This is a genomic window from Dermabacter sp. p3-SID358 (assembly GCF_025147465.1).
GTDB lineage: Bacteria > Actinomycetota > Actinomycetes > Actinomycetales > Dermabacteraceae > Dermabacter.
The window spans coordinates 1-23,384 of the sequence record NZ_JALXOZ010000022.1 but is presented as its reverse complement, the minus strand read 5'-3'; the positions used below and the strand labels follow the sequence as shown (position 1 = coordinate 23,384).

Here is a 23,384-nt window from a genome sequence, read left to right as displayed (position 1 = left end):
TCCCCACTAGTCGGTAACTGATTTCTCAGTCCAACTAATGGGGAGCAGTTCACTTCGGCCTCTGCCGATAGCCCTGTACGTTACGCCTGGCAGGGCAACTACAAGCAGGACAATCCTTATGGTCCGAACGCGACCCAGGGATCCAATGCGATTTTCACCGCTACTGTGAACCCGTGGCCGAGCGAGACCATCGAATGTAACCCGATCACGGTCTCGTGGGAGACTGCCGAAATATCTGAGAAGCATGTGATCGTTTCTGGTGAGGAAACCAAGGTCGGAACGATCAACGTTCCTGCCGTGCAGAACGACGGTACGGACGACTCGATGTCCCGCATGGTCGTGGAAGCCTACGACGGCAACGGGACGTTCATCGGCACCACCGACCCGTCCGTCTCCGGCGGTGAGCAGCTCCTGCGAGTCGACGAAGCGACCGGCGACATCTACTTCACCTGGCCTGAGTACCGCGGTACCGACCTGGCGACCGACAAGAACGTGAACTTTTCCGTTCTGGCGAAGCCGCGTACCGATGACCAGCTCCAGAGTGCCGCGGACCACAATACCGACGGAGTAGGCAAGACCTTCGACAGCTCCGACTCGCTGACGCGCTACAACACGGCGAACGTCATCGACTCGAAGGCGTTCTCCCTGGACGACACCGAGTACCACGACCCGCAGTACGACAAGACAGACGCTTCGATTATTTCGGGTGTCGATAGTGCTGCCGGCCCGCTTGCGACCGAGCCGCAAAAGGTTGTCTTCACTCAGACCCCGGACCTGATCAAGGAACTTGCCAAGAAGAAGGGCAAGGGCGGTGTCGAGGCCAAGGTCGAACTTGACGAGAAGTACGTCTACGAGGGCTGGACTGTAGAAATGGACGATGACTACAACGTCACCGTCACGGCGCCGGAGAACCCACGCCCGGGCACCTTCGCGCGCCCTGTCGTCACCGTGGAGTACTCCAACGGCTCTACGGACACGCTGGAACTCCTCGTGGTTGTCGACCCGAACAATACCCAGGTCACCGACCTTGTTCGCCCGGGTCTGACCAAGGGCAAGATTGGCGACGACCTCACCGCACAGGTCGGCACCAAGTCCATCATGAAGGGGCATAAACCGGTTCACCCGGCAAAATTCGAGGTTGACCTGTCCACCGTTCCCGCTGGCTGGACCGTCACTGTCGATGAGACCGGCAAGGTCACCGCGAAGGCGGACGACACTGTTGCGCCGGGCACCATCATCACCCCGAAGGTCAAGGCCACCTACCCGGACCAGACGACCGATGAGATCGAGGTCCAGTTCCAGGCCATCGTGGACATCAAGATCCCCGACTACGACACGGTGACCAACAAGCCCAACGCGCGCGTGAGCCTGAAGCCCACGCTCCCCGAGCGCGGTCTGAGCGGTAACACAACCGACGAAGCCCCTAAGCGCTACACCTTCGAAGACGGCAAGACCGAGATGACGGTCACCGATGACAGTGGTACGTGGAACGTCAAGATCGACGAGAGCACCGGTGAGATCACCACGACCATCCCGAAGACCGCGCCTGAGGGCTACATTCTCAACGTCCCGGTCCTCGCGTATTACGACAATGCGGACAAGCCGCAAGAGGTCAAGGGCACTGTCGTCGTCCTCAAGGGCGATGGGGCTCCAACCTACTCAGTGGAGTCCACTGGCCCGAACCAGGCCGTGAACCACCAGGTGCAGGATGCGCCGAACGGTTCGACGTTCTCCTTCGGTAAGAACGAGGATGGCTCGCCGATCACCGAGCAGGAGACCGACGGCTGGAAGTACACGGTCGACCCGAACACCGGTGTTGTATCTTCCACCCCGCCGGCAGACGCGAAGCCCGGTGACAAGAAGACCATCAACGTCACTGTGGCAACCCCGGACGGTGCTACCCCGCTGGTCCCCGTCACCACCGTGGTGAAGCTTTCCAACAACTGGGAGGCGGATCCGACCTACCCGGTACAAACGGTCTACCCGGGTGACACCGCAACATTGCCCGTGACCCTGGACAAGCCGGACAACGTCAAGGTTGCGAAGGAAAACCCCTACAAGCTGGGCGATGTTCCTGTCGGCTGGACTGTCAGCGTTGACGACAATGGCCAGGTCACCGCAACCGCACCCGCGGATGCGGAACCGGGCTCCCAGGTTAAAATTCCCGTCACGGTTACCTACGAGGACGGCTCTACGGATACCGCTTACGCCGTGGTGAACGTCGTCGACGTACCGAAGCGCGAAGTTCCGTTCAAGGTCGAGTACAAGTACGACGACACCATTCCTGCCGGCGAGTACAAGGTTGAGACCGAAGGTAAGCCTGGTGAGGAACAGCAGAACAAGGACGGCTCCTGGAAGCAGACCAAGGCTCCGGTCAACGAGGTCGTACTCGTCGGCACCAAGCCTGCCGAGAGCGCGAAGGACGTGACGTGGACGGTCCCGATCCCGTTCCCGACCGAGGTTCGCGAGAACCCGGACCTGAAGCCTGGTGAAACCAGGGTTGTTCAGGAAGGCGAGAACGGTGAGAAGACCTTCACCGCCAAGTTCACCGCAAAGGGCGACAAGGCTGAGGTAGTCGAGGAAGAGACCACCAAGGAGCCGGTCAAGCGCATCATTGAGTACGGTCCGGGCCTTGCTCCGAGCGAGCTGGTGACCAAGACAGAGAAGCCGGTTCCGTTCGAGACTGAGGTCGAGTTTGATCCCAACCTGCCGGCCGGCGAAAAGGTCGTCGACCAGAAGGGTGAGCTCGGAACCGAGGTGGTGACCTCGACCCAGAAGCTCGTCGACGGTAAACCCTCTGGCGACCCGACCGTGACCACTGAGCGCACCAAGGAACCGACAACGGAGAAGATCCGTGTGGGTACTAAGACCACCGGTGAGAACACCGAAACCTACAAGGCTGAGGCACCGTTCAAGGTTGTCGTGAAGTACGACCCGAACATGCCTGCTGGTGAGTCGAAGGTGACCACGCCGGGTGTGCCGGGTGAGAAGACGGTGACGATCAAGCGCGACATCGTTAACTCCAAGCCGGGCGACCCGCAGATCACCGAGGAGATCACCAAGCAGCCTGTCGACGAGGTCATCACCGTTGGTACCAAGCCGTCCGAGGCGTCCGAGAAGGTGACCTGGACTGCTCAGGTTCCGTTCGAGGTCATTACCCGCCCGAACCCGGAGTTGAAGCCGGGTGAGATTAAGGTCGTCCAGAATGGCGTGCCTGGCGAGAAGACCTACACCGCTGACTTTGCGGCAAAGGGCACTGAAGCCACGGTGACCCCGGAGGAGAAGCAGACCAAGGATCCAGTCAACGAGATCATCGAGTACGGCCCTGCAGCTGAGGACACCTCTGTAGTGACCAAGGTTGAGAAGCCTGTTCCGTTCGAGACCGAGATCGTCTTCGACGACTCCCTCGCCGAGGGTGAGCAGGTCGTCGATCAGCAGGGCGAGCTTGGCACCGAGGTTGTGACCTCGACTCAGAAGATCAAGGACGGCAAGCCGGACGGCGAGCCTACGGTGACTACTGAGCAGACGAAGGCCCCGAAGAACGCCAAGATCCGCGTGGGAACTAAGACCACCGGTGAGGTCAAGAACTCGGTCGAGGCTGAGGTTCCGTTTGGTGTGAAGGTCGAGTTTGACCCGAACCTGCCAGCTGGCACCTCCGAGGTCGTAACCGAGGGCAAGCCGGGTAAGAAGACGGTGACCGTGACTCAGAAGGTGACGAACTCCCAGCCGGATGGCGAACCCACTATTGAGGAGAAGATCACCGAGCAACCTGTTGATCAGGTCATCAAGGTCGGCACGAAACCGTCGGAGGCCTCCGAGAAGGTCACGTGGACTGCCCAGGTTCCGTTCGAGGTTGAGACCCGCCCGAATCCGGAGTTGAAGCCGGGTGAGATCAAGGTCGTCCAGAAGGGCGTGCCTGGCGAGAAGACCTATACCGCTGACTTCACCGCCAAGGGTGACCAGGCAACGGTCACCCCTGAGGAGAAGCAGACGAAGGATCCGGTAAAGGAGATCATCGAGTACGGCCCGGCAGCTGAGGACACCACTGTGGTGACGAAGGTGGAGAAGCCGGTTCCGTTCGAAACCGAGATCATCTTCGACAACACCCTCAAGGAAGGCGAACAGAAGGTTGATCAGCAGGGTCAGACTGGTACCGAGGTTGTGACCTCGACTCAGAAGATCGTGGATGGTAAGCCTTCGGGTGACCCGGAAGTGAAGACTGAGCGCACCAAGGAACCGACCAAGCAGATCATCCGCGTCGGCACCAAGACTGAAGGCACTCACACCACCTCGTACGAGAAGGACGTGCCGTTCGAGACTGAGATCATCTTCGACGAGAACCTGGAAGCCGGAAAGCAGGAAACTGTCCAGGAAGGCAAGCTGGGTAAGGACAAGGTGACCACGACTCAGACCATCGTGAACTCGGAGGTCACGGACACGAAGACCGAGACCGAGCGTGTGACCGATCCGGTCAAGAAGATCGTCAAGGTCGGTACTAAGGGCAAGCCTGCATCCACGAAGATTGAGTGGACCGAGAACACGCCGTTTGAGGTCGAGGTGCGCGTCAACCCTAGCTTGAAGCCTGGCGAGACCAAGGTTGTCCAAGAGGGCAAGCCCGGTGAGGTGAAGCACACGGTTGGTGTGGAAGTTGACGACAAGGGCAACGTCACCAAGGGTGAACCAACCAAGGAGACCGTGCGCGAACCCGTCAAGCAGATCATCGAGGTTGGTCCTGCCACGGAGCACCAGACTGAGCTGACGGACAAGCACACAGAGAACACTGCGTACGACACGATCATCGAATACGACCCGAACCTCGAGGTCGGAAAGGTCGTTGAGGACCAGGCCGGTGTCTACGGTGAAAAGGAAATCACCAAGACCTGGAAGCTCAAGAACGGCGAGCCAGTAGGCGATCCAGAAGTGTCCGAGAAGGTTCTTAAGGATCCGCAACCACGCAAGATCCGCGTCGGCACCAAGTGCAACTGTGACAAGCCAACCCCGGAGAATCCGACTGATCCGGAGGACCCGACTGATCCTGGCGATCCGGGTAAGCCGGAGGATCCGGCAGATCCAGGTAAGCCTGAGGACCCCTCGGATCCGGAGGAGCCTGGTCAGCCTGAGGATCCGACTGATCCGGGTACGCCGGAGGACCCGACGGACCCAACAACTGATCCTGACGACCCGACTGATCCTGAGAATCCGACTGATCCTGGCGATCCGGGTAAGCCGGAGGATCCGGCAGATCCAGGTAAGCCTGAGGACCCCTCGGATCCGGAGGAGCCTGGTCAGCCTGAGGACCCGACCGATCCGGTCGATCCGACGGACCCCGGCAAGCCTGAGGATCCGTCTAACCCCGAAGATCCGACGGATCCGGGTAACCCTGAGGACCCGGCTAACCCGGAGGACCCGACCGATCCGGGCAAGCCTGAGGCTCCGTCCAACCCGAGTAACCCTGGGGGCACCCCTGGCGACGAGGGCGGTTCGACCGGCAGCCCGAGCAAGCCGTCGAAGCCGGGTATGCCTCTGCCGCGAACTGGTGCCGAGATCGCCGCAACTGCCGGCCTCGCCGCACTGTTCGTGCTCGGTGGCGTAGGCGCACTGGCATGGCGCCGGAGGTCGAACTCGCAGAAGTAAGATCCGAGCCGGTGAAGCCCTGAAGCTTCATCGCTGACTCGCACACGTGTGGCGGGGGAGCGGGACAAATCCCGAACCCCCGCCACATTCGTATGTCTACGAGAGGGAGCTGGCCGTGCTGCCGTGGCCGCACTGAGGAAACCAGCCGATGGCCTCCAGGGTGCACTGCCTCCGACGGGGCAGGCAGCGCCGATCGCAAAAACTAAACCCAACATTTGCGGCGGAAAACGAGAGGATAGCGCCGCAAACGCTGGGGATAGATCTCTAGGCCGGGAGGAGGGGTCCCGAGGAGGGGGGGAGGCTCGAGGAGGGCAGGCGGGGTTGCAGTGGGACGGGGTGGAGCCCCAGCCGGACGGGGTGGAGCCCCAGCCGGACGGGGTGGAGCCCCAGCCGGACGGGGTGGAGTCGCAGTGGGAGGGGTGGAGCCGTAGCCGGACGGGATGAAGCAGCCGCTCTAGGCGCCCACGGCCTCGAGCTCCGTGCCCTCCGCGCCGTCGTCGAGCTGGCCTCGACGTTTGTTGCGCAGTACGCCGTGGCGGGGGCTCAGCGCCCACGACAGCACGAAGATCGCCGTCGCGACGAGCACGATCGTGCCGCCCGTTGGGAGATCGAGCGACCACGAGAAGTACACGCCGAGCAGGGCGCTGCCCATGCCGATTCCCGCCGCGCACGCCATCATGGGGACGATCCGATCGGTGAGCATGCGCGCCGAAGCCGCGGGCGTCACGAGAAGGGCGAGCACAAGGACGTTGCCGATCGTGTGGATGCTCATGACGACCGCGAGGGTCACGAGAACCGAGAGGGCGATATCGAGGAGCATCACGGGAAGGCCAAGCGCCGCCGCGTAGCCGCGATCCATCCCGACCACGACGAGGTCGCGGTGCAGGATCACGAGGAGGGCGAGCACGATCGCGGTAAACACCGCCGAGGTCACGAGCGCCGAGTCCTCGATGCCCGTAATCGCACCGAAAAGGAAGCTCGAAAGGGAGCCGCCGTAGCCGGGCGCGCGGCTCATCACGACAATCCCGAGCGCAAACGCCGCCACGAAGAACACGCCGATCACGGCATCGCTGCGAAGCCGATGGTGGTTCCCGAACACGGCGATAAGGATCGCCGTGATGACACCCGCGACGATCCCGCCCACGAGGAACGAGCCCTGCAGCACGAAGGCGACCGCAATTCCGGGGAATACCGCGTGCGCAACAGCGTCGCCGATAAAGGTCATGCCGCGAAGAACCACGTGCGTGCCAACGACGGCGCACACGAGCGCCGCGAGCATCGACACGACGAGGGCCTTCGGCAAGAACGTGAGCTGCGGATTCGTGAGATCGGCGAAGAAGTCGAGGGGAGTGAGCATCAGTGGTCTTTCGATTCGGCCTCAACGGCGGAGGCAACGTGGGTGAGAAGCGGCGAATGCTCCGAAACGCGGAACGTTTCGCGCCACGGCTCGGGATCGCGGAGCTCGCTGGGCGGAGCGTCGGCGATGACGCGGCGATTGAGCAGCACCACGCGATCGGCGACATGCAGCGCATGGGTGAGGTCGTGGGTCGACATCACCACGGCGCAGCCCTCGCGCGCGAGCGACACGAAGAGGTCGCTCAGCAGTTCCTGCGAGGGCATGTCGAGGCCCGTGAAAGGCTCATCGAGCACAAGAACGGAAGGCTCGAGCACGAGCGCACGCGCGATCATGACGCGCTGGCGCTGTCCACCCGACATTTCGCCGATCGGCCGATCCTTCATCGCATCCATCCGCACCTTTGAAAGGGCGCGGGCGACGGCCTTGTAGTGTTCCTTACTCGGCGAGCGCCACCTGCTGAGCTTGCGGATCAGACCGAGCATGACCACGTCGTGTGCGGTTGCCGGGAAGTCCCATTCCATCTCGCTGCGCTGCGGAACATACGCGCGTTCGCCTCGCGCCTCAATCCGTCCTGAAGCGAGCGGAAGCAGCCCGAGCAGGCTTTTCACGAGGGTTGTTTTCCCCGCGCCGTTCGGGCCGAGAAGCACCGTGATGCTCCCCGCCTCAATATCGAGCGAGATGTCGTCGAGAACCGTGCGCCCACCGAGATTCACGCGGAGGTTGCGGCACACAAGAGGCGAATCGGTCCCGCGCTTTGCCCGCTTCCCTTTCGCGGGGGTCGAGGTGTGTGCAGTAAGCGCCGCGGTCACTTGGCGCCACCCTCATCTGCGCGGGTAGAGCCCGCACTCGCCGTTTCAGCCTCGGCCTCAGCCTGGGCGCGGTCGCTCTTCTTCTTACTCAGAGCGTACGCGCCACCGCCGGCTGCCGCGGCAACGACGGCGCCGCCGCCCACGATCCACGGGAGCGAATTCGAGCTCGTCTTCTCGCTCGCCCTCGCATCATCGGCGCCCTTCGACGGCTCGGACTTGCCGTCCTTGGGAGCGTCGCTCGGGGCCGAGGAAGCGTCGGACCCGCCGCCATCGCTCGCGCCCTCAGATGCTGAGCCCTTTCCCTCATCCCACGGGACCGAAGCCGTGAGAGCTTCATCGGGGGCGGTCGCGTCACCCACGGCGAAGCGCAGCGTGCCGCCCGCCGAATACGTCGTACCGTCCTCGCCCTCCGCGATGGCCTCGACCGCGACGAGGTACACGCCCGGCTTCGTAAACACCCAGTTCGCGTGCGTGTGGGTGTTGATGTCAACGAACACGTCCGCCGGTGTCTGTTCGAGCGTGTCGCCATCGGCGAGCTGCTGCGGCGGCGCGAAGTTGCCCGGCTGAAGGAACAGGCTGAAATGCCCCGGGCCGGAGACGTTGGTAAAGCGCAGCGTGACGCCGCGCGGGCACGCCTTCACGACCGCGGGGTCCTGCGTGTTCCAGCCGAGCCACACGACGTCCGAGACCTCGGTCTGCGGAACGACGTACACCTCGGAGCCCGGATCGGCCTTGATGAACGAGTACGCCTCGTCGTCGGGAACGGGGAGAATGCCCTGGTCATGAACCTGGAAAACCACGTCCTCAACCATGCGCCACTTAGGGCTTTCGCCCGTGTCGTCGCGCGCGGCGAAGATCCACTCACCGTCGATGAGGCGCGGGCCGAGATCGACGTGGTGAGCATCGATCACGACCTTCTCATCCTTCACAATCTGTTCGCTCTCGCTCACCTTCTGCTTGAGCGCCGGGTCATCCGAGCCGTCGGTCGCACCGTCGGTCGGCTCGAGAGGAATGGCGCGCGCGGGCGCGGCGAGGGCAGGGGCGCACACGAAGGCGCCGAGGGCACCGGCACCGATCGCGGCAAAGCTGCGTCGCGAAAGGGGGGAGGAAAAGTGGGAAGTCATGAGTTCATCTTTCGTCTCTGGGTGGGTTTTCTATTCCGACGCTTGCCGGTCGCCATTGCCCAGGGGTTTTCCGCCGAGCCCGCGTGCGAGGGAATCGGCGTTGGCTCTCATCATCGCGGCGTAGGTGTTAACCTCGCGCGTGAAGGAGTCGCCCCAGATCGGCTGGACGCGAATGCGTTCCATGCGTGCTGCGTCGACGAGGCTCGTCGAGACCGGCCCCGCCGTCGCTTCAAGGAACACGGCCTTCGGCGCGAGGTCGCGCAGGGTCGCCGCCAGGCGGCGACGGTCCGCGATCGAGGGCTCTTGGCCCGGCGACGGCGAGACGACCGCGGCAATGCGAAGCCCGTAGCGGTTCGCGAGGTATCCGTAGGCGTCGTGGGTCGTGACGAGCTCTCGGCCCGCCTCGGGGATCGAATCGACGGAGCGCTGCACGTAGGAATCGACGTCGTCGAGCTCGCGCACGTAGGCCGCGGCTCGCGCGCGGTAGTCGCCCGCGTGATTCGGGTCGAGCCCGCACAGGTGATCGCGAATGACCTCGACGTAGGCCTGGGCGTTCGTGACGTCTTGCCACAGGTGCGGGTCGATTTCTCCGTGCACGTGCTTGCCGAGAACTGCTTGCGGAAGCTGGTACACGTCAGTGCCGCCGCGTGCGATGAAGCGGAACGCGGGATCGGCGGGCACGGGAAGGAGCGCTTTTGGGGGCACATGAATGACCATGTCCGAAAGCGCGATATCGCGAGTTCCGCCCTCGGCTTCGGGGTCGTCGATGCGCATTGCGAGCGAAGCCGAAGGTACGTTGACCGTGATATCGGCGTGACCCGCGGAAATCACCTGGCGCTTCGCGAGAGACGCTTCCGCACCCTTCTTCGCAGCTTCCTCGGGGGAGACGCCCACGCAGATCCACATGTCACCCTCTGCCGAGGACTCGGCGCCGAGGGAGCCGCCGCTCCACGTTGCCCTGAACCGCGCGCGATACACGCCCGCCTTAGTGAAGGCCCAGCTCATGTGTGTGTGGGCATCCATCGGGAGGTCGATGGCATCGGTGCGAGCGGAGGCGCCGTCGGACGAATCAAAGACGCGCTGGGGCTCCCCGAACGTTCCGGTCACGTAACCGTGCAGGTCACCCGGACCTTCGCACGAGACGAGTGCGAGGCGCACTTGCGTGAGGCGGCCAGAGCCGCGCTCACGGCCCGCGACGCGAAGCCCGAGCCACACCGTGTCGAGCGAGCGGTTCTCTACGAGCGGGATGATCGTCGCTCCGCGCGTCGAGGCCTCTTCGGCGAGTGCGAGGTGCGTCGAGCCAGCGGGGAGGTTCGCGTCGATCGTGCGAATGAGTGCCTGCTCCTCGAGCATGAGGTAGTTCGAGAGAGCGAGGTCGGCGTAGGCGATGTCGCGGACGTTGCGGGGGAGCGGCTCGAACGAGTGCGGATCACCGCCCTCGGGGATGAGGGAGGTGACAAGCGCATCGGGCCCCGCGACGTTCCGTGCGAGATCCGCGAGGATCCCCGTGGTGGCGACAACGCGCGGGCGCGGATCCTCGCTCGAGCGCGCGGTGCGACCAGGCAGAATGATCGCGCCGAGAGAGCAGGCGGCGGCGCCCAGGAGCACAGAGCGCCGCCGCAGTTCAGGGGTGGAGGTCACTGGAAGCGGCGCCTTGCGAGCGCGGTGCCAGCGCCTGCCACGAGGAGTGCGAGAGCAGTGCCAATAAGGCCCGTCACCTCGGCACCCGTGCGGGGGAGGCCGGAGGCGGAACCGCCCGTGGGAGCCGCGCCCGTGGCCGATTCGGCGTATTCGGGCGAGCCGCCCGCGGCGACGATCTGGTCGGCGGTGAGGGCACAGTCGGCGCCGTCTTCGGTCTTACCCTTGAGGTCGACGACCTTGTAGCCCTTGCCATCCTTGAAGATCTGGCCGATCTTCGCGCTCTTACGGTCCTTGGCAGCCTTGACGTTCGAGCCCGAGCCGGCGGTCGCCGAGTACCACTTCTGGCCTACGAGCTGGCCGAAGTTGCCCGACGTGAACACGCCGACGTTGCCGGGGCCGCTCGCCGAGACGAGGGTCTGCGTGATCTCGCCGGTCGTATTTTCGATGATCGAGGGGTGCATCGAGTTCGCACCGACCCACGGAACGCCCGGGTCCTGAGTGGAGCCGATCATCCACACGTTGGAACCGGCAGGGGCAATGAACTCGAGCCCGCCCGGGACCTTGTGCTTCGCAGCGTTGCCGAGGCCGAAGGAGATCGAGGAAGGATCGACCCACTGCGCAGGTGACTTCCGGTCGTCCTTGATCGACGAGATGAGCTTGCCGTTCTCGAAACGTGAGCCGAAGTCGAAGTGGCCGCTCGTGGCGCCCGAGCTGCTACCCACGTTGAACGTGAGCGTCGCGGTGTCGGAATAGGTCTTGCCGTCCTTGCCCTTCGCGCTCTGGCGGATCGTCAGCTTGTAGGTGCCGGGCTTCGAGAACACCCAGTTGGGGTGCACGTGCGTGTTCGCGGGAATCGTGTAGGAACCGCCGACCTTGCCCTTCGACTCGGTGGTTGCGGCTTTAATCTCGTCTGGCGTTGCGTCGCGCACGACCTCGGTCGCGGTGCACACGGGAGCCTTCGGTTCTTCCTTGGCGGGCTCGGCCGGTGCCGCGGGAGCAGCGGGCTTGGTCTTGGCCTCTGTAGCCGGTGCCGCAGCCTTCGCCTTAGCCTTAGGCTTCGCCTTCGGCGCGGGTGCGGCGGGCTTTTCCGGCGCCTTGGCCTTCGGTGCGGAAGTGTCAGGCTTCGGCTTATCCGCGGGTACGGGATTTGCGGGCGCGGCAGGCTCGGTGGAGTCCTTCGGTGCAGGCGCTGCCGCGGTGGGTTCGGTGTCCGACGGCTTCTCCGGTGTCGTCGAGTCCTCCGGTTTGGGGGCAGGAGCCGGTGCCGGGGCAGGAGCCGGTGCAGGCTTTTCAGCTTTGGCGTCGGCCTTACCGCGGAACTCATCGCCCACGGTGAAGGTGTAGGTCGCCTTGTCCGAGGAGACGGTCTTGCCGCCCTTCGCGCCCTCGGCGTGGAGGGTTATCGTGTACACGCCGGGCTTCGTGAAGACCCAGTTGGCATGGACGTGGGAGAAGTCAGCTTGGTCGAGTACGGAACCTGACGTGAGGTCCATGCTGCCGTTCTCGAGAAGGGGCTCGATCCCGCCGAGGTCCTGGCCAAAGAGGTGGATCTTGCCGGGGCCCTCGACCTTGTCGAACTTGAGCTTGATCGACGGATCAAAGTCGGCACCCTTTGCCCCCTGCGTGTCCCAGCCCGGCCAGAGGAGCTTCGAGTCCTGAGTCATAGGCAGAACATACGCCTTGGGTGCGCCGGGAAAGCCCTTGGGAATGTCCTTGAGCGCCGCCGACTTCACGTGAAGCTCGACCTCTTCGGGCTTGTGGCTCACATGGGAACCGGTGACGTCTTCCTTGAGGTTGAGCGTGAGGGCATCGCCGTTGGCTTCAACGTTGAAGGCGTCGACGTGACCCTGATCGATCACGAGGCGCTCGGCGGCGTGCGCCGAGCCTAGAGGAATGAGGATGACGGCGAGGGACGCGAGCGCCGCGAGGAGCGCGCGCAGCGCAGCGCGTGGGCGCGCCGGTGCCGTGGTTGTCTGGACCAAGGGAACACCTTTCTATGTCACCCGGCGGCACACCGCAGGCAACTGTTGTTAATGAGAGTCGCTATCATTAACAACACAGGGTGTTCGGTTCCGTCAACCCAGGGAAAGGACCTCGCTTGTTGTCGCGAGGCGAACCTGAGGCGTAAAAAGCTCCATGATTGCGAGCGCGCGCTCATGATTGCCCTGGTCAGAGCCCGCGCACGCATCGCTCACGAGCGTGACCCACGCGCCCGAATCCGCCGCGGGAAGCACGGTCGAGATTACGCAGCAATCGGTCGAGACCCCCGTGACCACGAGGCGTGGGCTCTCGTCCGTGATGGCCCTAAGCTGCGCGCCCCACTTGCCGAACGTCGGCTCGTCAATGACGTGGGCGGCCTCGAGAGCCGCCGCCCCAGGGGTGAGCTCATAGAGAGGATCGCTCGCGGGCACGTCCGCGAAGGGCCACGCCTCGAAATACTCCCCCCACGACGTTGCGCGATCAGCCGTCGGAATCCAGCGCGTGAGGATCACGCGCCCCTCGAACGCCTCCGCAAGCCGCGCGATATTCGCCCACGCCGCCTCCCACATGGGGGAGGCCCATTCCGACGGCTGCTCGGCAAAAATCACCTGCGGATCGATCACGAGGAGCCACGCCTTCGAAGGGTCCTCGCTCGCGCTTTCGCGAAAAGGCGCGGACGAGGTGGGCCCATCGGGCGTCGGAAGAGTGCTCACTGGCCTAACTCCTGCCGGCGGATCGTGCCGCGGCGCAACACGAGCGTCACGAGGAAGCCGAGCACGAGCGCGAGCAACACCCCGAGGTTCGCGTCCGCCCAGTCGCCATTGCGCCCACCGAGCGGGCCAAGGAGGTAGCCCTGCCAGTTGTTCCATGCCGCCGCTTCCGCGAAGCTGTTGACCACGAGCCCCCAGCCGAGCACGGCGCACACGATGAGTGTGAGGATCGAGATCCAATCGACCGAGCCGTAGCGGCCGTGTGCATCGAACAATGCCTGCTCGTCGTAATCCACGCGGCGCGTGAGGATATCGGCGATAAGAATGCCCGCCCATGCCGCGAGCGGAACACCGAGCGTGATGAGGAAGCTTTGGAACGGGCCGAGGAAGTCGTGCGCGAAGAACACGACGTAAATGGTGCCCGCCGTGAGGATGAGGCCGTCGATCGCTGCCGCGGCGGGGCGCGGGATATCAATGCCCAGGCTGAGCAGCGTGAGGCCCGAGGAGTAGATGCCGAGCACGGCCCCCGACACGAGCGCGAGGACAGCGGTGAGCCAGAACGGGATGAGCACCCAGATCGGGAGGATCGAGGCGAGCGTGCCGATCGGATCGTTCGCGATGTCGTCGCTCAGCGCCGGATCCGAGGCCACGAGGAGCACGCCGAAGAATACGAGGAGCACCGGGGCTATAGCCCCGCCGAACGTGTTCCACCAGATAATTGCGCCGTCAGAGGTTTCGCGCTTTTGGTAGCGCGACCAGTCCGCAGCGATGTTGATCCAGCCGAGACCGAAGCCCGTCATGACCATGACGAGCGCACCGATCACTTGCTGAGGCGTACCGTTCGGAACGGCGAGAACCGCGTTGAAATCAATGTGGGAGAACGTGAGGATCACGTACAGGATCGTGATGGCGCCAGTAATCCACGTGAGAACCGACTGTAGCTTCATGATTGTGTGGTAGCCGAGCACGCTCGCGACGACAATGAGGGCCGCGACCGCGATCGTTGCGGCGATGAGCACCGGTGTTCCGCTCGGGAGACCAAGGCGCGCGAAGACCGTGGCCGTCGCGAGAACAGCCATGATCGAAAGGAACGTTTCCCACCCGATCGAGGTGAGCCACGAGACGATGCCGGGAACCTTTTGCCCGTGCACGCCGAAGGCCGCGCGCGAGAGCACCATCGTGGGGGCGCTTCCGCGTTTACCGGCGATCGCGATAAGGCCGCACAAGAGGAACGAGATCGGGATGCCGATGAGCGTGACGAGGGTTGCCTGCCAGAAGCTCACGCCGAAATCGAGGATGTAGCTGCCGTAGCTCATGCCGAACACCGAGATATTCGCGGCGAACCACGGCCAGAACAGGTCGCTTGGCTTCGCCGTGCGTTCGCTTTCGGTAACGATCTCGATGCCCTGGTGCTCGATGAGGCCTGGGCTCGAAGCGGCGTTTTCGGGGGTGGACTGGGTGCTCATGGAAGGCTCCATTCGCGAGAGGATAGGGATGAAAAATATCCTAGTCAGCGAGCGAGCATATGCGCAGCCTCGTCCACGAGGCGCGCCGCGGACTTTGCTGTGCGGCCATCAATGTCGAAACGCGGGTTCAGCTCGACCACATCCATGAGGGCAAGCTTTTCCGACGCCGCCGCGGCCCGCACCGCCGCCACGATGATCGGCAGATCCACGCCGAGCGCCGCCGGCGCCGAGACCCCCGGCGCCGTGTGGGCGGGGAGAACATCGAGATCGATCGTCAGGTAAAGAACATCTACGCTCGAGGCGAAGGTCTCCACAAAGCGCGCGACGCCCGCGGCTCCCATCTCGAGGCACTCGAGATCCGTGCGGTACTGAACGCCGAGCGCATCGGCCGTGTCGAAAAGCGTGCGCGTGTTGCCCGGCTCCGCGATCCCGAGCACCGCGTAGTTCAGGTCGCGCCCCTCGGCCTTTTCCGCCTCCGCCATTTGCAAGAACGGCGTTCCGCTCGTGGGCGTGGGCGCACTGCGAAGATCGAAGTGGGCGTCAAGGTTGAGAACGCCCCACGAGGGAGGCTCGCAAGCGTCGGACCCCTCGCCCGCGGTGCCCGTGGTGCCAACCGAGCCGGCTCCCGCGCTCCCGCGCGCCCCCAGGTGCTCGCGAAGCCCCAGGTAACTCGCCCACGCGGTTTCGTGACCGCCGCCGAGCACGAGCGTGAGGCGATTGCCCTCGGTGCCGAGCGCGCGGGCCGTCAGATGCCCCATGTCCGCTTGCGCTCCCTCGAGCGCCTCGCCAACGGTCGTCACATCGCCCCAATCCGCGAGGGCCACCTCGCCCGTGCCGAGCGGGCCGTGAAGCGCCATGCCCGCAAGAGCCTGCCGGAGCGCCTCGGGCGCCTCTGCAGCGCCCACGCGTCCGTGGTTGCGGCGCACTCCCTCGTGCGAAGCGAAGCCCGCGAGAGCCACGTGCGGGCCCTCGGGAGGATGTTCCTCACTCACGAGCGAAACGCGCTGATGCCAGCGCGCGTGCGCGGCGCCCTCTCCGTCAACTCGGCCGTGCCACGGATTCGTGTCATTGTGCGTACTCATGGTCACCATTATGGGAGGGGCAGGCTGCGCTCGTGTAGGCGCGCCTCAGTCGTAGCGGTTAGGGTGTTTCCCATGCCGTCGAAAGTACCCGCAGCCGCCTCAACGTTGAGGATCCTCACCTACCTCGCGCAGCGCTCGAGGCCCATCGCCGCCTCGCGCATCGCGAGCGAACTCGACATTCCCCGCTCGAGCACCTACGACATCCTCGCCGAACTCCTCGACCAGGGCTTCGTGCTGCATTATCCCGACCTCCACGCCTACGGCCTCGGCCCCTCCGCCTACGAGCTGAGCTTCGGCTATACACGCCAGGCTCCGCTCGCGCGGCTCGGCAAGCGCGTCACCGAACGCCTCACCGACCGCGTTGGCGAAATCTCCCACGTCGCGGTGCTCCAGGGCCGCCACGTTCTCTACGTCGTTGAAGCGCGCCTCAACAAGCCCGCCTCGTACCCCACCGATGTGGGCGTGCGCGTGCCCGCGCACCTCACCGCCTCAGGCCGCGCCATTTTGAGTGCCCTTCCCGGCAAGCAGCTCGCGGCCGTGTTCACGGGCGAAACGGTGCTCGAGCCGCACCTCGGCGCCGACGTTGGCCCCGCTTTCCCCGTTGCCCGTGCGCTCGCCGATGCTCGCGATACGCGCGCTCGCGGATACGCCGTGGAAGATGGCGAAGTTCTCGACGGCCACCGTTCCGTTGCGCTGCCCGTTTTCGACGGTGCCAAGTGGCCCGTCGCCGCTGTTGCCGTCACGTGGCAGGGGAGCGACTCCTTGCGCGACCTCGAGATGCTCGAATCCGTGCGCATCGCGGCAGACCAATTGCAAAAGGCGATCTCCTAAAGGAGACCGCCTTTTGCGTGTGAAGGGTGTGCCCTAAGCGGGCAGGCCCGCGGGTGCTCCTAGAAGAACGCCCCCGGTCGCGGAATGTTGCGCACATTCGACTTCGCAAGATCCACCATCTTGCCAACGCCACCCTCAAGCACGATCTTGCCGCCGGCCGTTGCGAAGCCGGTCATCTGCTCGAGCGTGATCTTCGGCGGCATTGCGAGGGCATCCGGGTCGGTCACGATGTCAATGAGCATCGGCCCGGGGGCAGCGAGCGCCTTCTTGAGGTCCTTGCGCAAGCTCTTCGGGTTCTCGATGCGGATCGAGGGAATCCCCGCACCTTCGGCAATCTTCGCGAAGTTCACCGAGTCGTGGTCGGTTTCGAAGTCGGGAAGGCCCGCCACGAGCATCTCGAGCTTCACCATGCCGAGGCTCGAGTTGTTGAACACGACGATCTTCGTGTTGAGCGAGTGGAGGCGCACCGTGAGCAGTTCACCCATGAGCATGCCGAGGCCACCATCGCCGCTCATCGAAATAACCTGGCGTTTCGGCTGCGCCGCAGACGCGCCAATGGCCTGGGGGAGGGCGTTCGCCATCGTGCCGTGGCGGAACGAGCCGAAGATGCGGCGCTTGCCATTCGGCTCGATGTAACGGGCAGCCCACACGTTGCACATACCGGTATCGACGGTGAACACCGCGTCGTCGTCCGCGAACTCATCGAGGAGGCTCGCGACGTACTCGGGGTGAATCGGCTTGAGACGCGAAGCCCGCTTTGTGTACGAGTTCACGACGTGCGTGAGTTCCTTCTCCTGCTTGCGCAGCATCGAGTTGAGGAACGAACGGTTCTTCTTCTGCTTGAGCTGCGGAAGGAGCGCGCGAATCGTGAGGGCGACATCGCCGTGCACGCCCAGATCGAGGGGCACGCGGCGGCCGAGACGCGAGCCGTCCGCATCGATCTGCACGACCTTCGGCTTACCCTCGCGCGGGAGAAACTCCGAGTACGGGAAGTCCGTGCCGAGCAGGATCAGCAGGTCACACTCGTGAGTGGCCTCGTAGGCGGCGCCGTAGCCGAGCAGGCCGCTCATGCCCACGTCGAACGGGTTGTTGTACTGGATGAACTCCTTGCCGCCAAAGGCGTGGCCGATCGGGGACTTGAGGGTGTCGGCAAGTTCGAGAACCTCCGCGCGTGCACCTTCGATGCCGGCACCGGCAAAGAGCGTGACTTTTTTAGCCGAGTTCGCGAGCTTCGCGAGCTCTTCGACGACCGGAGCCTGCGGCTGGATGGCCCCGAATGTCGTGGTGAGCGTGCGAGTCGCCTCGATCGTGACCTCCTGTTCGGCAATATCGCCCGGGATCACGAGAACCGAAACATCCTTTCTCGCGAGGGCGGTCTGCGCGGCATTGTGTAGCATCTGCGCGCCGTGATTGCCCGAATTGACCATTTCGCAGAAAGCCGAGCACTCGTTAAAAAGGAGCTCGGGGTGGGTCTCCTGGAAGAAGCCCGTACCGATCTTTTCGCTCGGGATGTGCGAGGCGATCGCAAGAACCGGAACCGCATCGCGGTGGGCATCGTAGAGGCCCTGCACGAGGTGGGTGTTGCCCGGGCCGCACGAGCCGGCGCACACGCCGAGCTTGCCGGTCACGCGAGCCTCAGCGCCAGCCGCGAAGGCTGCGGCCTCTTCATTACGCACATGGATCCATTCGATGCCCTTGGTTGTGCGCACGGCATCCACGATGGGGTTGAGAGAGTCGCCAACAACGCCGTAAACGCGCTCGACACCCATGGCGACGAGTTGATTGACGATGTGCTGGGCGAGTGACTTTTTCGCCATGGAATTTCATCCCTTTCGCGGATGGTCAATTGGCTGACGGCGAAAACGCCGGAACAGCCAGCGTTGAGTCTGTGACCCTTTAATCGTATGCGGGACTTTGGTCCATTGCAGCTTGAGGTTTCCGAGGTCACGTTATTCGCGTGAGCCGTTGCACATATTGATGAAGTTAGTAGCTTCAGGGGTGGCGGGCGTCGGAACTCGCCGCCCCGTTACCAGCCGCAGCCGGCGTGTTTCTTGGCCCCATGTGCCGTGCCGCGAGCATTCGGAAAAAATCTCATGTGACCTGGATGGCGTTTGTTGTGTTAGTGAAGTCTATGACCAGGTCTTTTTCTCGTGGTTTGAGGGAAAATGCAGGAAATGCAGTCAATCGTGAGCGCACGCCCCGGGTTTTCCAAGGAACACGTAGTTCGCTTAAGGCATCGCGCACGGCCCCGTGGGGATGGGGCCTCGCGACCTAGGGATAAGGGTAAAGGGATTGGCCCCCGGTTTCGTCGCTCTCGACGAGCCGGGGGCTTCCCTATGCGCAACCCTCACGGGGTAAAGCGGGATCAGAAGGAAATTCCAATTTCGGGGACTTATTCGGCTTTCACCAACCTGGAGTTGGTGCGGGTCCGACGATTACTTGCGCCCCGAAGCCCCCTCCAAGAGCCGCGCGTGCCACGCCTCCATCTCTGGCGTCGCGCGCCGCTCGTCGAGGGGGTCGCCTCCCTCAAGAATGCTCATGAGGTACGCCCGATCCCGCTCAAGCCTCTCGAGAGCATCGGCGCCGAGCGGGCCGTGGCCCGGAATCACGAGACGCGCCTCACGCGCATACGGCTCGAGGAGGGTCAGGGCCTCGAGATAGGCGGTGAACGGATCGATTTTTCGCGTCTGGAGTGTGCGCGCGCGGCGCTCGACGTGATCGAGATCGGGCAGGGGGAGCTCGGTGCTCGAAAGCATGTCGCCCGCGATGAGGATGCGCTGTTCGGGAATCCACAGGGCGGTGTGGCCCGGGATGTGGGCGTCGTGGGTCAACAGCTGCGGATCGAAGCCGTCCGGGGCCGCGTCCTTTGGAAGCCACGTGTGGTGGGAGTCGGCTGGCGCCTGTGGGGTGGGGGAGAGGTGGCCGAAAAGATCACGCAGGTCGGGCCTCGACGCAAGCGAGGAGTCGTCGGCGGTGGCGAGCATGAGGAGCTCGTCGCGTTCGGCTGCTGCGAGCCGCACCGTCGCTTCCGAGGCGAGGCGCGGTGCGGAGCCGAAAGCGGGGTGCCACAGCACGTGATTGTGGTGGGCGTGGGTGGCAAAGCCCGAAATGACCGCGAGGCCGCGTTCAGAGAGCTGGGATGCGATGTCGTCGAGCTCATCCGCCTCCCATCCGGGATCCACGAGCATCGCCTCGCTTATTGAGGCAAGCACAACGCTATTGAGTGCTTCCCTTCGCGAGGTGTGCACAAGGATTCCGGGTGCGATGTCCACCAGTTCAGCCATGGCTCCATTGTTTCAGCCGCCTATCGGCCCCTCCATCCAGGGTCAAGGTAACGGTGCCGGAGGTCCCGTAGAAGGTGATAGCCAGGTGTTTTCCCGTATCTCTGCCAGTTGGATGCTGAGTCGGTCACCGCGATTCGTGGATGGCGGACGTATGATGAGATCTCTGTGATGTAGACCGCAGCGATGTTGCCGGCCGCGAAAAAGCGCCGCACCGCTGCGGGTTGACGAGGAGGTCACATGAAACCCATCACCCGGCGCACGGCGCTCGCGGGAGGTGGCGCCGCCCTCGCGGGTGCTCTCGCGAGCTGCGCCCCACCGAATCCAGGAACAGTCAATGCCGAAGCCACGATCCCACCCTCGAAAGACCGTGTGAAGCTCACCTACTGGGCGTGGGTCAAAGACCTCCAGAAGGTCGCCGACGTGTTCAACAAGAGCCAAGACCGAATCCACGTGGAGGCCTCGTGGATCCCCGGCGGCGGAAGCGGCGGCTACGCCAAGATCCTCTCCGCGGTTGCCGCGGGCGGCGGCCCCGATATCGCGCAGGTCGAGCTTCGCTCCGTGCCCGAGTTTGCGCTCGCGGGTGCCCTCGTGGACCTTTCGCGCTACGGAATCGAGAAGGACAAGTTCGATCCGGGTGCCTTCGCCCAGGCCCAAGTGGGCGATTCGGTGTGGGGTGTCCCGCAAGATACGGGCCCCGTCGCTAACTTCTACAACCGCGAAGTGCTCGAGGGGGAGCTGGGCCTCACCCCACCTGCCACGTGGAACGATTTTCGCGAGGTTGCCGGTGCGGTCAAAGATGCGGGGAAGACCATTTTTACGCTCGATCCGAGCGACGGTTCCTTCCTCGTCATGTGGGCGATGCAGACCGGTGCCACGTGGTTTAAGCCCGAAGGCGACGGCTGGATCGTCAACATGACCGACGAGAAATCGCTCAAGGTCGCCGAGTTTTGGGATGGCATCCTCGCCGACAAGCTCGTGGGCACCGGCTACGGTGCCTTCTCCACCCCGTGGATGGCGGCAACGGGCGAGGGCAAGGTTCTCAGCACCATTTCCGGGTCCTGGAGCGATGCCCTCATCGAAGCAGTCCCGAACGCTAAGGGTAAATGGGCCGTGGCGCCCATGCCCACCTGGGACGACGGCTTCGCTTCGAGCGCACACGGCGGCTCCTCCGCGGCGATTCTTTCCACGAGCAAGCATCCGGCCGAAGCCCTCGAATTCTGCACGTGGATGTGCACGAGTCCCGAGGGAATCGACGCGATGATTGAGCACTGCGGTATCGGCTGGTCGCCGTCGGCAGATTACATAGGAAAGGCTCGCACGCAGCCCTCCGAGTTCTTTTCCGGCCAAAACTACAACCAGGACGTCATCACCCCCATGGCCAAGGGGCAAAACATCGAATGGACGTGGGGGCCGCTCATGCAGCGTTTCATGGATGTTGTGGGAACCGGCATGACCAAGGCGATCAACGGCGGGCAGCCGCTCGTGGATCTTCTCGAGGTCACGCAAAAGGACATTACGACGATCATGCAAGGCATGGGCCTCAATGCGGAGGAGGCGCGATGAAGGCAAAATGGGCACCCTGGGCACTCATGGCGCCGTTCCTGGTGCTGTTCATTGGCACGATGGTCGTGCCGATCATCATGGCCGTGGGCTATAGCTTCACGAAGGTTGAACGCCACGGCCTCCTCGGCGAAGGCGGAATCGAAAGCTCGTTCGCGGGCTTCGATAACTACATTGCCGCCCTCGCGAACCAAAACTTCGTGGCCTCGATCGGTCGCATGATTCTCTTCGGCGTGGTGCAGGTGACGGTCATGATTGTCGCGGCCACGGTCCTCGCGCTCCTCCTCGAGAGTGCCGCGGCGAAGTGGCCGGCGTTCTTTAGGAGCGCCTTCTTTTTGCCCTACGGCATCCCGGGCGTGATCGCGACGATCCTGTGGTCGTTCCTTTACATCCCGGGTCTCAGCCCGATTGTGGACGTGCTCCAGCTCGTGGGCATCCAGGCGGATTTCCTAAGCCCCGATATGGTTCTGTGGTCGATCGCGAATATCGTGACCTGGACATACACGGGCTACAACATGCTCATCATCATCGCCCAGCTCAAGGCGATCCCCGGTGAGCTGTACGAGGCGGCGCGCATCGATGGCGCGGGGCCACTCAAGATCGTGACCTCAATCCAGCTGCCGCTCATTAGGCCAGCGCTCATGCTCACGATCATCTTCTCGATCATCGGTACGCTCCAGCTCTTTGCGGAGCCGCGCCTCCTCATGACCATGAGCTCGGGCATTACGAACGAGTACACGCCCAATATGAGCGCGTACGCGTACGCCTTCCAGTACAACGAGGTGGGGATGGCGGCAGCGCAAGCCGTGATCATCGCGGTCTCGGCCTTTGTTCTTTCGGCCATTGCCCTCGGGGTCTCCTCGTGGGCGGAGAGGAAGCGATGAGCGCCACGAAATCAACGGAGATGAGCGCACGCGAGAGGAAGAAGCGTGCCGAACGCCTCGAGCGGGATCAGCGCTCGGGTGCGCGTTCGGCTGGCCGCAGCCCGGCGACCACGATCATCGTGACGGCGCTTCTCGCGATTGTTGCGATCTACTTCCTCGTTCCGGTCTATTGGGTCATCGTGAACGCCACGAAATCGACCGATGACCTGTTCGGCACGAGCGGGTTCTGGTTCGGCAAAGAGTTCCTGCTCTTTGACAACATCAAGGCCGTGTTCACGGCGAACGGCGGAATCTTCACGCGCTGGGCGCTCAACTCGCTCTTGTACTCCGGTATCGGTTCAATTCTCGCGACCTACTTTGCGGTGGCCGCGGGGTATGCGCTCGCGAAGTACCGGTTCCCGGGCCGCAGGGCCGTGTACGCGTTTGTGCTCGGCGGCGTGCTCGTTCCCGGTACCGCCACCGCACTCCCGCTGTTCTTCCTCTTCTCGAGCGTGGGCCTCACGAACACCTATTGGTCGGTGCTCATCCCCTCGCTCGTGAGCCCGTTCGGCCTGTTCCTCGCGTCAATCTACGCGAACGCGGCCGTTCCCGACTCGATGCTTGAGGCGGGGCGAATCGACGGCGTGAGCGAGATCGGCCTCTTCCACCGCCTCGCGCTTCCGCAGCTGACGCCCGCGGTCGTGACGATCCTGCTGTTCCAATTCGTGGCGATTTGGAACAACTACTTCTTGCCTCTCGTGATGCTTGCCGACGAAAAGCTCTATCCGATCACGCTCGGCCTCGATAACTGGCGCGCGCAGACCGATCGCCTTCCGGAGTTCTTCCAACTCACAACCGGTGGCGCGCTTCTCTCGGTGATCCCGCTCGCGATCCTCATTCTCGTGCTGCAGCGCTTCTGGCGCGGCGGCCTCACGGAAGGTTCGGTTAAGGGGTAGGGATAAGGAGCGTCGGCGGGTGCCGTCGGTAGGGGTCCGACGCTTGCTCGCCGCGCGTGGTTTCCGTCTTTGGCACGGCGCTCACCG

The 23,384-nt window shown here is 63.8% G+C and carries 15 protein-coding genes; 5 read left to right on the top strand and 10 right to left on the bottom strand.

What is annotated here, in order from left to right:
* The first annotated feature begins 165 nt into the window (after positions 1 to 165).
* Positions 166 to 5,634 (top strand): G5 domain-containing protein, encoded by a 5,469-nt coding sequence (locus M3B90_RS08965; RefSeq protein ID WP_259889974.1) that lies wholly within the window; start codon positions 166 to 168, stop codon positions 5,632 to 5,634.
* Positions 5,635 to 6,088: 454 nt separating this feature from the next.
* On the opposite strand, the gene M3B90_RS08960 is transcribed toward M3B90_RS08965, so the two are convergent.
* The 8 genes from M3B90_RS08960 to M3B90_RS08925 form a co-directional block, all read right to left on the bottom strand.
* Positions 6,089 to 6,991, bottom strand: coding sequence for an anchored repeat-type ABC transporter permease subunit (locus tag M3B90_RS08960; RefSeq protein WP_259889973.1), 903 nt, complete (start codon positions 6,989 to 6,991; stop codon positions 6,089 to 6,091).
* Positions 6,991 to 7,800 (bottom strand): anchored repeat-type ABC transporter ATP-binding subunit, encoded by an 810-nt coding sequence (locus M3B90_RS08955; protein WP_259889971.1) that lies wholly within the window; start codon positions 7,798 to 7,800, stop codon positions 6,991 to 6,993. The genes M3B90_RS08960 and M3B90_RS08955 overlap by 1 nt, the downstream gene beginning before the upstream one ends.
* Positions 7,797 to 8,924 carry a choice-of-anchor M domain-containing protein gene (locus M3B90_RS08950; RefSeq protein WP_259889970.1) on the bottom strand — a complete coding sequence of 376 codons (1,128 nt, stop codon included), beginning with the start codon at positions 8,922 to 8,924 and terminating at the stop codon, positions 7,797 to 7,799. The genes M3B90_RS08955 and M3B90_RS08950 overlap by 4 nt, the downstream gene beginning before the upstream one ends.
* A 30-nt stretch (positions 8,925 to 8,954) precedes the next feature.
* Positions 8,955 to 10,565, bottom strand: a complete 1,611-nt coding sequence (locus M3B90_RS08945; protein ID WP_259889969.1) for an anchored repeat ABC transporter, substrate-binding protein — start codon at positions 10,563 to 10,565, stop codon at positions 8,955 to 8,957.
* Complete coding sequence (locus M3B90_RS08940; RefSeq protein ID WP_259889967.1) at positions 10,562 to 12,547, bottom strand: choice-of-anchor M domain-containing protein; 1,986 nt, start codon at positions 12,545 to 12,547, stop codon at positions 10,562 to 10,564. The genes M3B90_RS08945 and M3B90_RS08940 overlap by 4 nt, the downstream gene beginning before the upstream one ends.
* 93 nt (positions 12,548 to 12,640) lie before the next feature.
* The gene (locus tag M3B90_RS08935; protein ID WP_259889965.1) at positions 12,641 to 13,258 is read right to left on the bottom strand and encodes a cysteine hydrolase family protein; all 618 of its coding nucleotides are present in this window, start codon (positions 13,256 to 13,258) and stop codon (positions 12,641 to 12,643) included.
* Positions 13,255 to 14,721, bottom strand: a complete 1,467-nt coding sequence (locus M3B90_RS08930; RefSeq protein ID WP_259889964.1) for a cytosine permease — start codon at positions 14,719 to 14,721, stop codon at positions 13,255 to 13,257. Before M3B90_RS08930 ends, M3B90_RS08935 begins: the two co-directional genes overlap by 4 nt.
* A 44-nt stretch (positions 14,722 to 14,765) precedes the next feature.
* The gene (locus M3B90_RS08925) at positions 14,766 to 15,803 is read right to left on the bottom strand and encodes an arginase family protein (protein ID WP_396122514.1); all 1,038 of its coding nucleotides are present in this window, start codon (positions 15,801 to 15,803) and stop codon (positions 14,766 to 14,768) included.
* A 72-nt stretch (positions 15,804 to 15,875) separates the two neighbouring features.
* On the opposite strand from M3B90_RS08925, the gene M3B90_RS08920 reads away from it, so the two are divergent.
* The gene (locus M3B90_RS08920) at positions 15,876 to 16,634 is read left to right on the top strand and encodes an IclR family transcriptional regulator (RefSeq protein WP_259889962.1); all 759 of its coding nucleotides are present in this window, start codon (positions 15,876 to 15,878) and stop codon (positions 16,632 to 16,634) included.
* 59 nt (positions 16,635 to 16,693) lie between these two features.
* Here the strand turns inward: M3B90_RS08920 and M3B90_RS08915 are convergent, their stop codons facing one another.
* Entirely contained in the window at positions 16,694 to 18,451 is a 1,758-nt protein-coding gene (locus M3B90_RS08915) for a pyruvate dehydrogenase (RefSeq protein WP_259889961.1), read from the bottom strand.
* A 618-nt stretch (positions 18,452 to 19,069) separates the two neighbouring features.
* The gene (locus M3B90_RS08910; protein WP_259889960.1) at positions 19,070 to 19,918 is read right to left on the bottom strand and encodes an MBL fold metallo-hydrolase; all 849 of its coding nucleotides are present in this window, start codon (positions 19,916 to 19,918) and stop codon (positions 19,070 to 19,072) included.
* Between the two features lie 237 nt (positions 19,919 to 20,155).
* Here M3B90_RS08910 and M3B90_RS08905 point away from each other — a divergent pair, with 237 nt between their 5' ends.
* Genes M3B90_RS08905 through M3B90_RS08895 form a run of 3 tightly spaced genes read left to right on the top strand, consistent with a single transcriptional unit; the run spans position 20,156 to position 23,297 of the window.
* Positions 20,156 to 21,481, top strand: coding sequence for an ABC transporter substrate-binding protein (locus tag M3B90_RS08905; protein WP_259889958.1), 1,326 nt, complete (start codon positions 20,156 to 20,158; stop codon positions 21,479 to 21,481).
* The gene (locus tag M3B90_RS08900; RefSeq protein ID WP_259889954.1) at positions 21,478 to 22,362 is read left to right on the top strand and encodes a carbohydrate ABC transporter permease; all 885 of its coding nucleotides are present in this window, start codon (positions 21,478 to 21,480) and stop codon (positions 22,360 to 22,362) included. Before M3B90_RS08905 ends, M3B90_RS08900 begins: the two co-directional genes overlap by 4 nt.
* A complete protein-coding gene (locus M3B90_RS08895; protein WP_396122513.1) occupies positions 22,359 to 23,297 on the top strand; it encodes a carbohydrate ABC transporter permease in 939 nt (312 codons plus the stop codon). Before M3B90_RS08900 ends, M3B90_RS08895 begins: the two co-directional genes overlap by 4 nt.
* Positions 23,298 to 23,384 lie beyond the last annotated feature (87 nt).

Bases quoted from the DNA above. Each gene is read 5' to 3' on its own strand.
- M3B90_RS08960 (WP_259889973.1), bottom strand. From the start codon at position 6,991: ATGCTCACTCCCCTCGACTTCTTCGCCGATCTCACGAATCCGCAGCTC.
- M3B90_RS08950 (WP_259889970.1), bottom strand. From the start codon at position 8,924: ATGACTTCCCACTTTTCCTCCCCCCTTTCGCGACGCAGCTTTGCCGCG.
- M3B90_RS08930 (WP_259889964.1), bottom strand. From the start codon at position 14,721: ATGAGCACCCAGTCCACCCCCGAAAACGCCGCTTCGAGCCCAGGCCTC.
- M3B90_RS08925 (WP_396122514.1), bottom strand. From the start codon at position 15,803: ATGAGTACGCACAATGACACGAATCCGTGGCACGGCCGAGTTGACGGA.
- M3B90_RS08920 (WP_259889962.1), top strand. From the start codon at position 15,876: ATGCCGTCGAAAGTACCCGCAGCCGCCTCAACGTTGAGGATCCTCACC.
- M3B90_RS08915 (WP_259889961.1), bottom strand. From the start codon at position 18,451: ATGGCGAAAAAGTCACTCGCCCAGCACATCGTCAATCAACTCGTCGCC.
- M3B90_RS08910 (WP_259889960.1), bottom strand. From the start codon at position 19,918: ATGGCTGAACTGGTGGACATCGCACCCGGAATCCTTGTGCACACCTCG.
- M3B90_RS08905 (WP_259889958.1), top strand. From the start codon at position 20,156: ATGAAACCCATCACCCGGCGCACGGCGCTCGCGGGAGGTGGCGCCGCC.
- M3B90_RS08900 (WP_259889954.1), top strand. From the start codon at position 21,478: ATGAAGGCAAAATGGGCACCCTGGGCACTCATGGCGCCGTTCCTGGTG.
- M3B90_RS08895 (WP_396122513.1), top strand. From the start codon at position 22,359: ATGAGCGCCACGAAATCAACGGAGATGAGCGCACGCGAGAGGAAGAAG.